Genomic DNA, 13,250 nt, shown 5'->3' with positions numbered 1-13,250 from the left:
CCCTTGGGGTGCCCCCCCCCCCTTCCGTGTACCTGGGCCGCGATCTACGAGCTAGTTCCGGGGGTCACTGCGCCGTCTGCGGGCGCGGGGGCAGGGCTCCCGGGCGCAGCGAACGGTAGCCTTCGTGGGCTGGCGGCAGATCGGTGGGAATCTCCACCAGCATCTCCCGCAGCACACCGAGCCCATACTCGAGTTGCGGGTCCTCCCCCGCGCCATAGGCGTGCGGCGGGAACACCACTTCGATGTCCGGGCTGACGCCCCGGTTCTCCACATCCCAGCCCACGCCGCCGGTGAACCAGAGGGCGTAGCGCGGCTGGGTCACACCGGTCCCGTCTGCCAGCGAGAACTGTCCATCGATGCCGACCACACCACCCCAGGTACGGGTGCCGATCACCGGCCCGATGCCGCGCAACTTGCTGACCTGGGTGATGATATCGCCGTCCGAACCAGCGAATTCGTCGGCAAGTATGACCACCGGACCGCGCGGGGCAATCGCCGGGTATGTTCCGTCCTCCCGGCCCCGGGTGCGCACCCAGGCGGTGATCTTGCGCCCGATCAGTTCCGCGACCAACTGCGAGGTGTGCCCACCGCGATTTCGACGGACGTCGATGATGACGGCATCGCAGGTGAACTCGGCTTCCAGATCGCGATGCAACTGAGACCAGCCGTGACTCATCATGTCTGGAATATGAAGGTAGCCAAAGCGGCCACCCGAGGCTTCACGTACCACGGCCCGGTTGCGGCGTACCCAGTCCTGGTACCGCAGGCGCTCCTCGCTCTTTAGCGGAACCACCGCCACCCGACGGGTCCTGCCAGCGCCTTCGCCGTGAAGTGCTCCCTGGCGAATCAGCAGTTCAACGGTCTTTCCCGCCGCACCCGCCAAAAGTGGTTCGATGCCCTCGGCGCCCACCGGGACGCCATCGACGGCAAGAACGGCATCGCCTTCCCGGACGTCCACCCCTGGAGCCGCGAGCGGCGCCGTAGCCTGCGGATCAGAAGATTCGCCGGGCAGGATCTGCTTCACCAGCCACTCAGAACCCTGCCGCTCCAGCTTTGCCCCCAGACGCCCCTGCGGAGCCGTTCCCGGTTCCGATAACCCCCGCGGCTGAACATAGGCGTGGGAGGTTCCCAGCTCGCCGTGCAGTTCCCACAGCAGGTCAACCAGGTCATCGTGGGAGCCCAGACGCTCCACCAGGGGCCGATAGGTCCGGTAGATGCCCTCCCAGTCGATACCGGCCAGATCCGGAGTCCAGAAGAAATCGCGCTGCAGGCGCCAGGCCTCGTCGAAAGCCTGCCCCCAGACCTTCACCGGCTGCAGAGTGACCCTGATCCGGCCCAGATCCACCTCAACGCGCTCTCTGGACTTCTCCTCGATACGCTTGTCACTGGGCACCGCCAGAACCTTCTTCTGGCTCACCGCCACCACCTGCTTGCGATCGCCGGAAAGATGGTATCGACTCACGTCATCGAGCAGGGTCACCTTCTCCCGGCTCAGCAGGTCGAACCGCACCAGGCGGGACGGTGCGGGCTTGTCCGCGAGGGTGGCCCTGCCATCACCCAGCACGCCCTCCAGATCACGCTCCAGCCAGAGCAGCGCGTCCGGAGCGGCGCTGAGTGCGCGGTAACTGCCCTGAGCCACAGGAACCGAAATGATCCGCTCGGCAAGGCCGTCCAGATCAACCGTCACCGGGTTCACGGCGCTATCGGCTTCCGTATCTGACCCGGCCGTAGGCACCTGGTCAACCGAGGCTCTGTCACTGCCGCCACCGACGGTCGGGCCGAAGGGCGAGGGAGTTCCTGCCTGCAGCGCCACCAGATAGGGCTTAATCGACTGAGGGAAGGCCAGATCGAAATTGTGGCTGTCGTAGACCGGATCAAAGCTGCGCTGCGACAGGAACGCCAGGAATTTGCCGTCCGGAGTGAAACTCGGCGAAAAATCACGGAACCGCCCGTCGGTCACGTCCGTCACGCTGACGGCGTCAGGGGAGGCCGCCGAGTCGAGGGGCGCGATGCGCAGACGGGTGCGCTCGGTCTCCACTGACACCGGCTCTGCCCAGACCAACCAGCGCGAATCCGGGCTGAAGCCAGCGCGGTCGATGGCGGACACCCGGGTATGCACCAACTCACGCACCTGCTCACTCACCAGGTCGATCAGGAAGAGGCCGCCTGCCTCCGTGGTGACCGCCAACAGCCTGGCATCAGGGCTGACTTCCAGGGTCCGGATGCGTTCCTGCTCCCCCACGTCGAATCGCTGCGAAGGTATCCCCGAGCCCTGGGTCCCGGAGGCCTGAGTGCCGGAACCGGCTGCGCCGAGGGTGGTCTCTGTATCAACGGTGTTCTCAGGAACGGCTGCCGTGACGGTGCCAGAACGGTTGACCGACGCTGCCGAAACGGGCTTCGGCAGGAGGGACTCGTCCTGTCCGTGCTCCTCCGATCCGCCGGGATTCTGCTGACCGTCTGGCGCGCCCTCCTCGGCAGGGTGCGCCAGGGTCGCTTCGTTCACCGCATCGGTGGCAACTCGCCCCGGAGCGTCGGGCTCCAACGGCACCACATAGAGCGCCTCGACGCCCCCATGATCAGCCACATAGGCCACCCGGTCGGTACCCACCGGCCGGGCAAGCCTGGCCCGGACCCCGGGCGTCACCTCGAGCGCCCGGGCAGGGCCATCGCGGTGTGCCAACCAGTGGATCGTTCCATGACTTTCCAGAATGCTTGCGGTACCACTGTGGTCGGGGAGCACCTCGCCAAGGTGTTCGGCCACCGGCAGCGGGCGAGGCCTGCGGCCTGTCGAGGCCGAGCCCAGGGTGATCTCCAGCTGCCGCGGGGCGGCATCCAGGCTGTACAGTACAAAGAGGTGCCCGGCGGATTCAAAAATCACCCGTGCACCGTCTGAGGAGGCATGCCGGACGTAGAAACCTTCATGGTCGGTATGGCGGCGCAGGGACTCCCCCGTCGGCAGCACGGAATAGAGGTTTCCATACCCCTCATGATCGGAGAGGAAGGCGATCCGTTCACCCAGCCAGAGTGGGTCCGCCAGATTACCGTCGAGCTCGGGAACCAGCCGTTCAAACTCGCCCGAACCATCCCGGTCGATCCAGAGCTTCCCGGCGGTACCACCGCGGTAGCGCTTCCACCAGGCAGGTTCGCGGGAGTACACCGAGGAGACGACCACCGGACGCTCATCGCCGAACACCGGGCCGAAAGCCGCCGTGTCGATGGGGCCAAAGGGCAGCCGACGCCGGTCGGCACCTCCTGCTTCACCCAGAGTCAGCGCATAGCCTACGGTGTGCCGACTTTCCGGCTGCTCGAAGGAACTCACCACGACGGGCTCCCCCTCCGGGGTGAAGCCGGTAACCTTCGTGGACGCGTGGCCGAACCAGGTATGTCGACGGACGTCACCGCCATCGACCTCCACACTGACCACCTCAGGTGCGCTGCCCTGGATCACCGTCCAGACCACTCGCCGTCCGTCAGGGGTGAATCTGGGGTTTTTGGCGGGCAGTCCCAGCGAGGAGAGGCGCCAGGCGCGCCCTCCCGCCAGGGGCGCGAGCCATACATCATTTTCTGCGACAAACGTCACGAGATCGCCATGGAGATGCGGGTAACGGAGGTAATGCGAAGTCTGGGCAGTCATAAATCGATCTTAGTCATCGGCGCTCCCCTCCCCGGGAGCCCCGATCACCTGCGCGTGTAATCGGAGCGATAACGCCGCCGCTCAGTGGGCAAATACCCGCTGGATACGCCATTGGGAATTGATCTGGACCAGAAGGAATTCCAGCGACTGCCGCTGGATCTGAGGGTGCTCGGCGATGACGGCCCCGTCCTGACTCATTTCGCGGAACGCGCTCAGCTCCACCTCGACCGCCACCATGCTGGAGCTGCCTGAGGCGACGGAGGGCGCTTCTGCTCCGGGCGATCGATTCGTGGAGGCAGCCGCCGAACCGAGCGTCATGGAAAAGCCCGCAAGGGCATGACGGTGAGCCACGAGCGGCGCCATCGACTGCTGATCTGCTGCTTCGGCCGCGGATCCGGGAGCATTCACCCTTCCCAGAAGCTCGGCCGTCCCCGTGCGGAATGCCTCGGCACGGAACCAGACGAGTGCCTTGACCGCGACCAGGGGATCTGGGGACGATGCCGCCGCCTCGACCTCGGCGGGCACCGCACCGGGTGCTGCGCCAGGTGGCGTGCCCAGCGAGGTAGTGCTGTGGGTGGAGCCAGTCCGGCTGCCGCCCGCCTGTTGGGCCGATGGACCCGGACCGGCAACCCCGATCAACACCGCGAGTACCCCAGCCGCCGTCACCAGAGACAAACTGCCCACCAGCATCGACCACCGCCACCGCCCTTTCATTGACCTCATTGACCGCCGCGCCGGTTCCTTCCTGGCTCTCAGGCGCTTCGCGGGCTTCGGGGCGGCTCGTCGGCCGCGAGGCCGCCCTGAAGCCTCAGCTCGCGGCGCGTCGATGGGTGCTACATCGGCGGCATCGCCCGTCGTCGGCTGGACGGCGGCCACGCGCAGAGGAGCTTTCTGAATCACCGGGCTCGGAACCTGGATTGCGCCCGCACTGGCCCGGTTGCTGCTAGTACTTCTGATCTGCTTCCGCGTCGGCAACTGCGGCAAGACGCTCGCGTGCACCGAGGCCATCAGGTCTATCGGCTCCGCCACAGCGCCGCGGTAGACCATCTGCGCCAGCTGTGCGGCCGAAGGCCGGCGGGCAGGATCCGGGTCGAGACCGGACCGCAAGGCCATCACCAACTGCGGTGGAGCGTTGATCGGCAGTTGCCCCGTGGTGCCAGCCAGGCCCGCACCACTCATCCCGACCTCGATCGCACCGGACTCCTTCCCGCGGGAGGGTGCCCCGCCGAGCGCATGCCAACCGAGCGCGCACAAAGCATAGACATCTGCCGCCATACCGGAGGACAACGTCCGGTCCGCACCGCCCGCTGGAACCGGACTGAACAGCGCCGGGTCCACGTAGCCGTCGGTTCCGATCACCTCCGCACGAGGCCGCTCGCCGACCATCCGGGACAGCCCAAGGTCCGAAAGAAGAGGTTTCCCCTCTGCGGTGAAGAGAACATTGCCCGCCGATATATCCCCATGAACCACCCCGCGCGAGTGCAGGTACTCCAGGGCCTGAAAGAGCGGCGTCAACACGGTCACCAGCTCACCGACGGTGACCGCTCCCCGAGCCGCTAGGACTCCAGCCATCGATCCCCCGGCGGCGTACTCGCAGACCAATGCCTGCCCGCCCTCCCATTCCCCGGCCAGAGGTGTGACATCGCTCACGATCAGCAGGTGGTCGTGGCGGAGGTTTCCCAGAATGCGCACCTCCCGTCGCAGTGCCGCAGCGCATTGGAGGTCTGCGGCGGGATCGGCATCGTCGGCCGGGGCGAAACACTTCAGGACCCGCTGTTTCCCTTGGCTGTCATGGGTCAGCCAGGCCTGTGCTGTGCCACCGGAACCCAGAAGCCGGATGAACGTGTACCCCGCGGCCCAGGGAGCCTCCCCGGGAAATATTTGATCCATATACCAGTGATACCTGAATTCGCGGTGTCGTGCAGAAGTTATCCACAGGTCACAAATTCAGAGCGTGCCGCACTCGGGTCTAGGCTGAGAACCATGGCGCTCGAGTTCACTGAGGTTGGCTTCAACCCGTCCCTCGTCGACTACCAGGAAGCGTGGACGCTCCAACGGGACCTCCATGATGCTGTGGTCCGCGGCACTGCCCCCAATACCGTCCTGCTGCTGGAACACGCACCGGTCTATACCGCAGGTAAACGCACCGAAGACCACGAGCGGCCCCTCGACGGTACCGACGTGATCGCGGTGGATCGTGGCGGGAAACTCACCTGGCATGGGCCGGGACAACTGGTCGGCTACCCGATCATTGCACTGGCAGATCCACATGCGATCAGGCACTACGTCCATGTCCTCGAGGACGCCCTGATTGCTGCTCTTGGTGACTACGATGTCGCCGCACAACGCGTGGAGGGACGCCCGGGACTGTGGTTGCCCGGAGACGAGAAGGGCCCGGTGCGTAAAATTGCAGCCATCGGCATCAGAGTCCATGACGGCGTGACCATGCATGGCTTTGCCGTCAATTGCAGCAATGACCTCACGCCTTACGGACAGATCATCGCCTGTGGCATCACCGATGCCGCAACCACCACCATTCAGGCGGAGACCGGCCGCGCAGTAACCCCCCAGGAATTCGCCTCGACGATCCGACGCGAACTCCTTGCCCGCCACGACGACCTCGTCGGCGCCGTCCCGAGTGAAGGAAACCTTCGATGACGACCACCACCCCACATGGCTCCGCCCAGGACGCACTTGTCCCCGAGGGGCGCCGGATGCTCCGCGTCGAGGCACGCAACGCCCAGACCCCGGTCGAACGTAAACCGGAGTGGATCAAGGCCAAAGTGTCCATGGGCCCCGAGTTCGTCGGCTTGAAGAACCTGGTCAAAAAAGAGGGTCTGCACACCGTCTGCGAAGAGGCAGGCTGTCCCAACATCTTTGAATGCTGGGAAGACAAGGAAGCGACCTTCCTGATCGGTGGCGCACACTGCACCCGGCGCTGCGATTTCTGCCAGATCGACTCGGGCAAGCCTTCACCCGTGGACCGTTTCGAGCCCACCAAGGTGGCCCGAAGCGTCAAGTCCATGGGCCTGCGCTATGCCACGGTGACCGGCGTCGCGCGTGACGACCTGGAAGACGAGGGCGTCTGGCTCTATGCCGAGACCATCCGGAAGATCCATGAGCTCAACCCGGGCACCGGCGTAGAAATCCTGATCCCCGACTTCTCCGGCAAACCGGAGAACATCCAGGCTATCTGTGAAGCCCGTCCGGAGGTCTTTGCGCACAATGTGGAGACGGTCCCCCGGATCTTCAAGCGCATCCGCCCGGCCTTCCGTTACGAGCGCTCGCTCGACGTCATCACCCAGGGGCACGCTCTGGGCATGGTCACCAAGTCCAATCTGATTCTCGGTATGGGTGAAACGCGGGAGGAAATCTCCCAGGCGCTGCAGGATCTCCATGATGCTCGGTGCGATCTGATCACCATTACGCAGTACCTCCGGCCCAGCGAGCGTCATCTGCCGGTGGACCGTTGGGTGAAGCCTCAGGAGTTCGTGGAGATCAGCGCCGAGGCCGAGGAGATCGGCTTCCTCGGCGTCATGAGCGGCCCTCTGGTGCGATCGTCCTACCGGGCTGGGCGCCTGTGGGCCACAGCGATGCGCAAAAAGGGTCTGGAAATTCCTGCGGAACTGGCGCATATCGGCGAGGCCGGAAGCACCCGCCAGGAAGCGGCCACTCTGGTGGCTGCTGCCGTGCGCTGAGCTTCGCTCCCCAGACCAGGTCATAGCCGCCGGCCGAGCACGGATCTACCGTCAGAAGCCGATAGACTGGTGGCACTATGGCCAAGAACACCGACGCTCCCCAGAATCGCGCCTCCGTTGGCGCCCCGAAGGCTGTCAGCGACAAAGCTGCTGCCCGGGCCGCCAAAAAAGCCGCAAAAAAGCCCAGTCGCCTGAAGCAGGTCTGGGACGTTTTTAACATGACCCGTCGGCACGACCCGATGGTGGTCTGGCTGATGGCTCTGGTTTTGCTGGCCGCGGTTGCTGCTGGGCTGTTGATTGGCCAGTTTGTCTTCGCAGGCAACTGGATTTCCGGACTGATCCTAGGCCTGGCTGTCGGCATTCTGGGGGCCACCATCATCCTGTCCCGGCGGGCTGAGCGTGCCGCCTTTGCCCAGATCGAGGGCAAGCCAGGGGCATCCGGCGCCGCTCTTGGCACGCTTCGCAGCGGCTGGGTCGTGGAAGAGCAGCCTGTTGCCGTCAACCCACGCAGCCAGGATGCCGTCTTCCGTGCCGTGGGCCGACCCGGGGTGGTTCTGGTCACCGAGGGGCCGAGTCACCGGGTGCGCACGCTGGCTCAGGCGGAGCAGAAGCGTCTGCGCCGCATTCTGCCCAATGTCTCGGTTCATGTGATTGAGACCGGGCGTGAGGAAAATCAGGTCCCCCTGGACAAGCTCGCTAAATCGATGCGCAAGCTCAAGAACGAGCTGACCAAGGCTGAAGTCAACGCGGTCAGCAAGCGAATCTCCTCCATGGGCAGCCGCCTGCCGATCCCCAAGGGCATCGATCCCTACAAGGCCCGGCCGGATCGCAAAGCCGCCCGCGGACGGTAGAGCATCGCGTAAGCTCGCAAGTTTTTACCCCAGAAGGCTGTCGGCAGAGTTGCTGGCAGCCTTCTGGGTTTTGACACTCAGTTGAAGCGAGTCAGTCACCGGCGCAAGAGCACGGTGTTCATCGCTTTGTCGTGCAGACCCCGATGATCGGGATCCACGATGACGGCAGGCAGGACCAGACACAGCAGAAGTGCCCGCGCGATGCCGGCCAACGGGCCAGCGGCCCGCAGAGACTCAGTGCCACCGCCGGGCGCCTGGCGGACGACGTGAATATTGGCGATTCGATGACCAATACTGAAGCCCAGCGTGCCGACCAGAACCGCCTGTTCGATGAAGAAGATGCCGATCGTTCCCAGCGGATCACCGTTCAACAGCGCGTAGGAGATCACTGAGGCCAGAGCCCAGTCAATCACCAGCGCCAGAATCCTGCGTCCGGCCCGGGCGATGGAATACTGGCCGCGTTCCGGGAGCCCCAGCCGCTCCCCCGGATATCTGGACAAATGAGAGGTGTCCGGACCGGAGAGCCAGGAGCCGATATCTTTTCGATCTACCACTGATCCAGCCTACCGGCCTGCGTGCAGGTCCTGCCCCGGCTGATGCGGGATGCCTGCCCTGCGGCCTTTCGACTCTTGGTCACGTAACCTCCCAGAAACATTCGTGACATGGCCGAGTAACGGCCACGCGGTAAGCTCTGGTCTGTAGCCGCGGGGTTCCTGTACGTCCGCAGCACCAGCCCACATGCCGAAGGAGCATAGATGTTCACTACTGCGGACGAAGTCCTCAAGTTCATCGCAGACGAAGACGTGAAGTTTGTTGATATCCGCTTCACCGACCTGCCTGGTATTCAGCAGCACTTCAATGTGCCCGCAAAGAGCGTCGATGCGGATTTCTTTATCAATGGCCAGCTGTTCGATGGTTCGTCCATCCGAGGCTTCCAGGGCATCGCTGAATCCGATATGCAGCTCATTCCCGATGTCACCACCGCCTTCATTGACGCCTTCCGGGCGGAGAAGACGCTCGCCCTGAACTTCTCGATCGTGAACCCCCGCACCGGTGAGCCCTACCACCGTGATCCCCGTGGCGTTGCCGAGAAGGCCGAGGCCTACCTCGCATCCACCGGCATCGCTGACACCGCGTTCTTCGCCCCGGAAGCGGAATTTTACGTTTTCGACAACGTGCAGTTCGAGTCCTCTCCCCAGGGTTCGTTCTACAAGATCGACTCCATCGAGGCTCCGTGGAACATGGGCGCCAAGGAAGAGGGTGGCAACCTCGGGTACAAGACCCCCTTCAAGGGTGGTTACTTCCCAGTCGCGCCCGTCGATCACCAGGCTGACCTGCGTGACGCCATGTGCCTCAACCTCGACGACGCCGGCCTCACCGTGGAGCGTTCTCACCACGAGGTGGGTGCCGCCGGCCAGGCAGAGATCAACTACAACTTCACCACCCTGGTGCACGCTGCGGATGACCTGCAGAAGTTCAAGTACGTCATCAAGAACACGGCCTGGGAGTACGGCCAGTCCGTGACCTTCATGCCGAAGCCGATCTTCGGTGACAATGGCTCCGGCATGCACTGCCACCAGTCGCTGTGGAACGGCGGCGAGCCGCTGTTCTATGACGAGAAGGGCTATGCCGGCCTGTCCGACATCGCCCGCTGGTACATCGGCGGTCTGCTCAAGCACGCCTCCGCGGTGCTTGCCTTCACCAACCCGACGGTCAACTCCTACCGCCGCCTGGTCAAGGGCTTCGAAGCCCCGGTCAACATGGTCTACTCGCAGGGCAACCGCTCCGCCGGTATCCGCATCCCGATCACGGGCACTAACCCGAAGGCCAAGCGCATCGAATTCCGTGCGCCGGATCCCTCCTCCAACCCGTATCTGGCCTTCTCGGCCCAGCTGATGGCTGGCCTCGACGGTATCCGCAACCGCATCGAGCCTCCCGCGCCGATCGACAAGGACCTCTACGAGCTGCCCCCGGAAGAGGCCAAGGACATCCCCAAGGCTCCGGGTTCGCTCGAGGAGGCTCTGGAGGCTCTGGAGAACGACAACGAGTTCCTGCAGGCCGGTGGCGTCTTCACCCAGGACCTGATCGACACCTGGATCGCCTACAAGCGCGAGAACGAAATCGCTCCGCTTGCCCTGCGGCCCAACCCTTATGAGTTCGAGCTCTACTACGGCGTCTAAAGTTTCAGGACGCTTCCTGAGTTGAACAACAGCCCGTGTGGTTCCCAGGTCTGGGAACCACACGGGCTGTTGTGTTGGGGCGGGATACGCTGATCAGTATGGCCTTCCGACTGATTCTGCACACGCCTCGGGGCATATCGGCCTCGGAGAATCAGTGACCTGGCGCGCCAGGCACTTCGGGTTCGTGGATCACGATGGCGAGCCGGATCACCGCCCTGGCGGAACCGGGCAGCTTCGTCGACGAACAGGTCAGCGGCCCGCTTGCCTCCTTCCGCCACGAGCACCGCTTCGAAGGCTCGGTAGATGGCGGCACCGCGATGACGGACATCCTGGACGTCAGGGCACCCCTGGGCCCTCTGGACTGGCTTGCTGAACAGCTGTTCCTCCGGCGCTGCCTGCGCAGGCTCATCGAGGTCCGGAATGACTTCCTGCTGGCCGAGCAGCTCTAGGCCTTACCGAACTTCTTGTGCACGGCCTGTTTACTGACCCCCAGGCAGACGGCGATCAGCTCCCAGGACATTCCGGACTGCCTCGCACGACGCACCAGCGCGGCCTCGGTGCGACTCACCTCGCGCTGCAGCTCCGAGAGGGCATAGAGCGCCTCGGTGGGATTCTCGCCATCCATATCGCCGATCAGGGTTTTCATCCGCTCCGCCTCCATTCGTCAACCTTAGTTGACAACAGGAGGGGCGTCAACTAAGGTTGACGACCCTCCTGTTGGAAAGTCTTCAGAGCACTTTGGCGAGGAACTCCTGGAGCCGGGGCTGCGCCGGGGCACCGAAAATCTGGCGGGGTGCGCCCTCCTCGCAGATGACACCATCGGCCATGAAGATCACCCGGTCCGAGACCTCACGGGCAAATCCCATCTCGTGGGTCACCACCACCATGGTCATGCCCTCGGATGCCAGATCTTTGATCACCTGGAGCACCTCCCCGACCATTTCCGGATCGAGGGCGCTCGTCGCCTCGTCAAAGAGCATGATGTCCGGGGCCATCGCCAACGCCCGCGCGATCGCCACGCGCTGTTTCTGCCCACCCGACAGCGATGCCGGACGGGCCTCGGCCTTGTCTTCCAGCCCGACCCGACGCAACAGCTCCAGAGCACGGTCCCGTGCCTGCGCTTTGCCGAACTTCTTCAGCTCCACCGGCGCCAGGGTGATGTTCTCCAGCACCGACATGTGTGGGAACAGGTTGAAGTGCTGGAAGACCATCCCGATATGCTGCCGGACCTGGTTCAGATCGACCTTCGGATCCGTCAGATCGAAACCGTCCACCGACACCGAGCCGGAGGTGATGTCCTCCAGCTTGTTCAGGCAGCGCAGAAAGGTTGACTTACCAGAGCCGGACGGCCCGATCACGCAGACCACTTCGCCTTCGGCGATCTGCACGTCGATGCCCTTGAGCACCTCATTCGAGCCGTAGGACTTCCGCAGACCGGAGACGGTGATCTTTGCATTCGCGCTCATTTGTTGAACCTCTTGTCCACGATATTGGCCAGTTTGGTCAGCAGCATGATGACCACGAAGTACATGACACCCACAATCAGCAGCGTCTCTGCAACCCGGAAGTTGCCGGCGTAGATCTGCTGGCCCTGGTACAGCAACTCAGCAAAACCGATGGCCAACAGCAGGGAGGAATCCTTGAGCAGGATCACCAACTGGTTGATCAACGATGGCGTCATGATCTTGAAGGCCTGTGGAATCACCACGCGCCGCATGGAGGTGAGATAGCTCAGACCCAGACTGCGGCTGGCCTCCAGCTGCCCCGGGTCCACCGACTGGATGCCGCCGCGAACGATCTCGGTCACATACGCCCCGGAGTTCAGACTCAGGGTAAGCACGCCAGCAACCCAGATATTGATCGGCTGCCCGGTCAACTGAGGAATACCGAAATAGAAGAAGAACGCCTGAACCAGCAGCGGGGTGCCGCGGAAGACGTTCACAAAAGTTGTCGCCACACCACGCAACACGATGTTCTGCGAAACCTTCAGGAAGCCGAACAACAGGCCCAGCAGCATCGCAAACAGGAAGGAGATCGCCGTCACCAACAGGGTGTTGCCCAGGCCGCTAAGCAGCGCAGGCATGCTCTGGGCCAGCAGGTCCCAGAAGGAGCTGGGTGCGGTGTTCTGGGGTGCCTTGAGGTAGGTGTCCAGGATCTTCTGGTAGCCGCCATTGGCCTTCAACTTGGCCAGCCCGTCATTGAAGGCGGCCAGCAGATCCGGGTTCTGGCCCTTGTTGACCGCGAATCCGTAAGAAGCTCCGGGAACCTTGTCGGTGACGGTTTTCAGCCCGTTGTTCTGTGCGATGCCATAGGCAAGCACCGGGTAGTCATCGAAGACTGCTACCGCATTGCCGGATTTGACCAGCTCATACATGGTGGCGGACTGGTCCAGTGACTTGACCGTGAACCCATACTTATCAGCAATGGATTTGGCGTAGGTTTCGCCCTCACTGCCGGTTTTCGCGGCAACGGTCTTGCCACGCAGATCGTCGTAGCCCTTGGTCGTATTGTCGTTCTTCGCCACCGCCATCTGGACGCCGGAATCGAAATACGGCTCCGAGAAGTCATAGACCTGCTTGCGCTTGTCGGTAATCGACATGCCCGCGATGACGCCATCGACCTGGTTGGAGCTCAACGCCTGCAAGGCGGCGCTGAAGCCCAGCGATTTGATCTCGACGTTGAAGCCCTGGTCCTTGGCGATCGCGCGGATCAGGTCCATATCGATGCCGACCAGGTTGCCGCTGCTGTCGCGGAACTCGAAGGGCGCGAAGGTGGTGTCCGTGCCGATGGTGAAGGTCTTGCCCTGGACTGCAGAGGGTTTGTCCGCGGCCTGCGCGGCCTGGCCACCGGGCAGAATGCCGGCGCCAAAGAACACCACCAAAGCAGT

Annotated in this window: 11 protein-coding genes; 5 read left to right on the top strand and 6 right to left on the bottom strand. The window is 63.7% G+C overall.

The features are described 5' to 3' along the window. Positions 1-64: 64 nt before the first annotated feature. Complete coding sequence (locus QQM37_RS00915; RefSeq protein WP_285724109.1) at positions 65-3,634, bottom strand: S41 family peptidase; 3,570 nt, start codon at positions 3,632-3,634, stop codon at positions 65-67. A gap of 81 nt (positions 3,635-3,715) precedes the next feature. Beyond that, positions 3,716-5,524, bottom strand: coding sequence for a serine/threonine-protein kinase (locus QQM37_RS00910; RefSeq protein ID WP_285724108.1), 1,809 nt, complete (start codon positions 5,522-5,524; stop codon positions 3,716-3,718). Between the two features lie 84 nt (positions 5,525-5,608). Here QQM37_RS00910 and lipB point away from each other — a divergent pair, with 84 nt between their 5' ends. From lipB to QQM37_RS00895, 3 genes are all read left to right on the top strand, one after another. Further along, on the top strand, positions 5,609-6,292 hold the full coding sequence (lipB, locus tag QQM37_RS00905) for a lipoyl(octanoyl) transferase LipB (protein WP_285724117.1): 684 nt from the start codon (positions 5,609-5,611) through the stop codon (positions 6,290-6,292). Then, complete coding sequence (gene lipA / locus QQM37_RS00900; RefSeq protein ID WP_285724106.1) at positions 6,289-7,332, top strand: lipoyl synthase; 1,044 nt, start codon at positions 6,289-6,291, stop codon at positions 7,330-7,332. Before lipB ends, lipA begins: the two co-directional genes overlap by 4 nt. A 77-nt stretch (positions 7,333-7,409) precedes the next feature. Beyond that, positions 7,410-8,183 (top strand): DUF4191 domain-containing protein, encoded by a 774-nt coding sequence (locus QQM37_RS00895; protein WP_285724104.1) that lies wholly within the window; start codon positions 7,410-7,412, stop codon positions 8,181-8,183. 95 nt (positions 8,184-8,278) lie between these two features. On the opposite strand, the gene QQM37_RS00890 is transcribed toward QQM37_RS00895, so the two are convergent. Further along, positions 8,279-8,737, bottom strand: a complete 459-nt coding sequence (locus tag QQM37_RS00890; protein WP_285724103.1) for an RDD family protein — start codon at positions 8,735-8,737, stop codon at positions 8,279-8,281. Between the two features lie 201 nt (positions 8,738-8,938). Here QQM37_RS00890 and glnA point away from each other — a divergent pair, with 201 nt between their 5' ends. After that, on the top strand, positions 8,939-10,363 hold the full coding sequence (gene glnA / locus QQM37_RS00885; protein ID WP_285724100.1) for a type I glutamate--ammonia ligase: 1,425 nt from the start codon (positions 8,939-8,941) through the stop codon (positions 10,361-10,363). Between the two features lie 194 nt (positions 10,364-10,557). Continuing rightward, positions 10,558-10,812, top strand: coding sequence for an SRPBCC family protein (locus tag QQM37_RS00880; protein WP_285724098.1), 255 nt, complete (start codon positions 10,558-10,560; stop codon positions 10,810-10,812). Here QQM37_RS00880 and QQM37_RS00875 read toward each other — a convergent pair. The 3 genes from QQM37_RS00875 to QQM37_RS00865 all read right to left on the bottom strand — a co-directional run bounded on the left by QQM37_RS00875 (position 10,809) and on the right by QQM37_RS00865 (position 13,241). Beyond that, the gene (locus QQM37_RS00875) at positions 10,809-11,024 is read right to left on the bottom strand and encodes an AsnC family protein (protein WP_285724096.1); all 216 of its coding nucleotides are present in this window, start codon (positions 11,022-11,024) and stop codon (positions 10,809-10,811) included. The two genes, QQM37_RS00880 and QQM37_RS00875, sit on opposite strands and share 4 nt — an antisense overlap. Positions 11,025-11,091: 67 nt before the next feature. After that, positions 11,092-11,829, bottom strand: coding sequence for an amino acid ABC transporter ATP-binding protein (locus QQM37_RS00870; protein WP_285724094.1), 738 nt, complete (start codon positions 11,827-11,829; stop codon positions 11,092-11,094). After that, a complete protein-coding gene (locus tag QQM37_RS00865) occupies positions 11,826-13,241 on the bottom strand; it encodes an amino acid ABC transporter substrate-binding protein/permease (RefSeq protein WP_285724092.1) in 1,416 nt (471 codons plus the stop codon). The genes QQM37_RS00870 and QQM37_RS00865 overlap by 4 nt, the downstream gene beginning before the upstream one ends. Positions 13,242-13,250: the final 9 nt, after the last annotated feature.

Source organism: Psychromicrobium xiongbiense (assembly GCF_030271165.1).
GTDB classification, from domain to species: domain Bacteria; phylum Actinomycetota; class Actinomycetes; order Actinomycetales; family Micrococcaceae; genus Renibacterium; species Renibacterium xiongbiense.
This window is presented reverse-complemented; position numbering and strand designations above follow the sequence as displayed.

Coding starts and splice junctions, on each gene's coding strand:
- QQM37_RS00880 (WP_285724098.1), top strand. CDS start 10,558: ATGGCGAGCCGGATCACCGCCCTGGCGGAACCGGGCAGCTTCGTCGAC.
- QQM37_RS00895 (WP_285724104.1), top strand. CDS start 7,410: ATGGCCAAGAACACCGACGCTCCCCAGAATCGCGCCTCCGTTGGCGCC.
- QQM37_RS00915 (WP_285724109.1), bottom strand. CDS start 3,634: ATGACTGCCCAGACTTCGCATTACCTCCGTTACCCGCATCTCCATGGC.
- lipA (WP_285724106.1), top strand. CDS start 6,289: ATGACGACCACCACCCCACATGGCTCCGCCCAGGACGCACTTGTCCCC.
- QQM37_RS00870 (WP_285724094.1), bottom strand. CDS start 11,829: ATGAGCGCGAATGCAAAGATCACCGTCTCCGGTCTGCGGAAGTCCTAC.
- QQM37_RS00910 (WP_285724108.1), bottom strand. CDS start 5,524: ATGGATCAAATATTTCCCGGGGAGGCTCCCTGGGCCGCGGGGTACACG.
- QQM37_RS00875 (WP_285724096.1), bottom strand. CDS start 11,024: ATGGAGGCGGAGCGGATGAAAACCCTGATCGGCGATATGGATGGCGAG.
- glnA (WP_285724100.1), top strand. CDS start 8,939: ATGTTCACTACTGCGGACGAAGTCCTCAAGTTCATCGCAGACGAAGAC.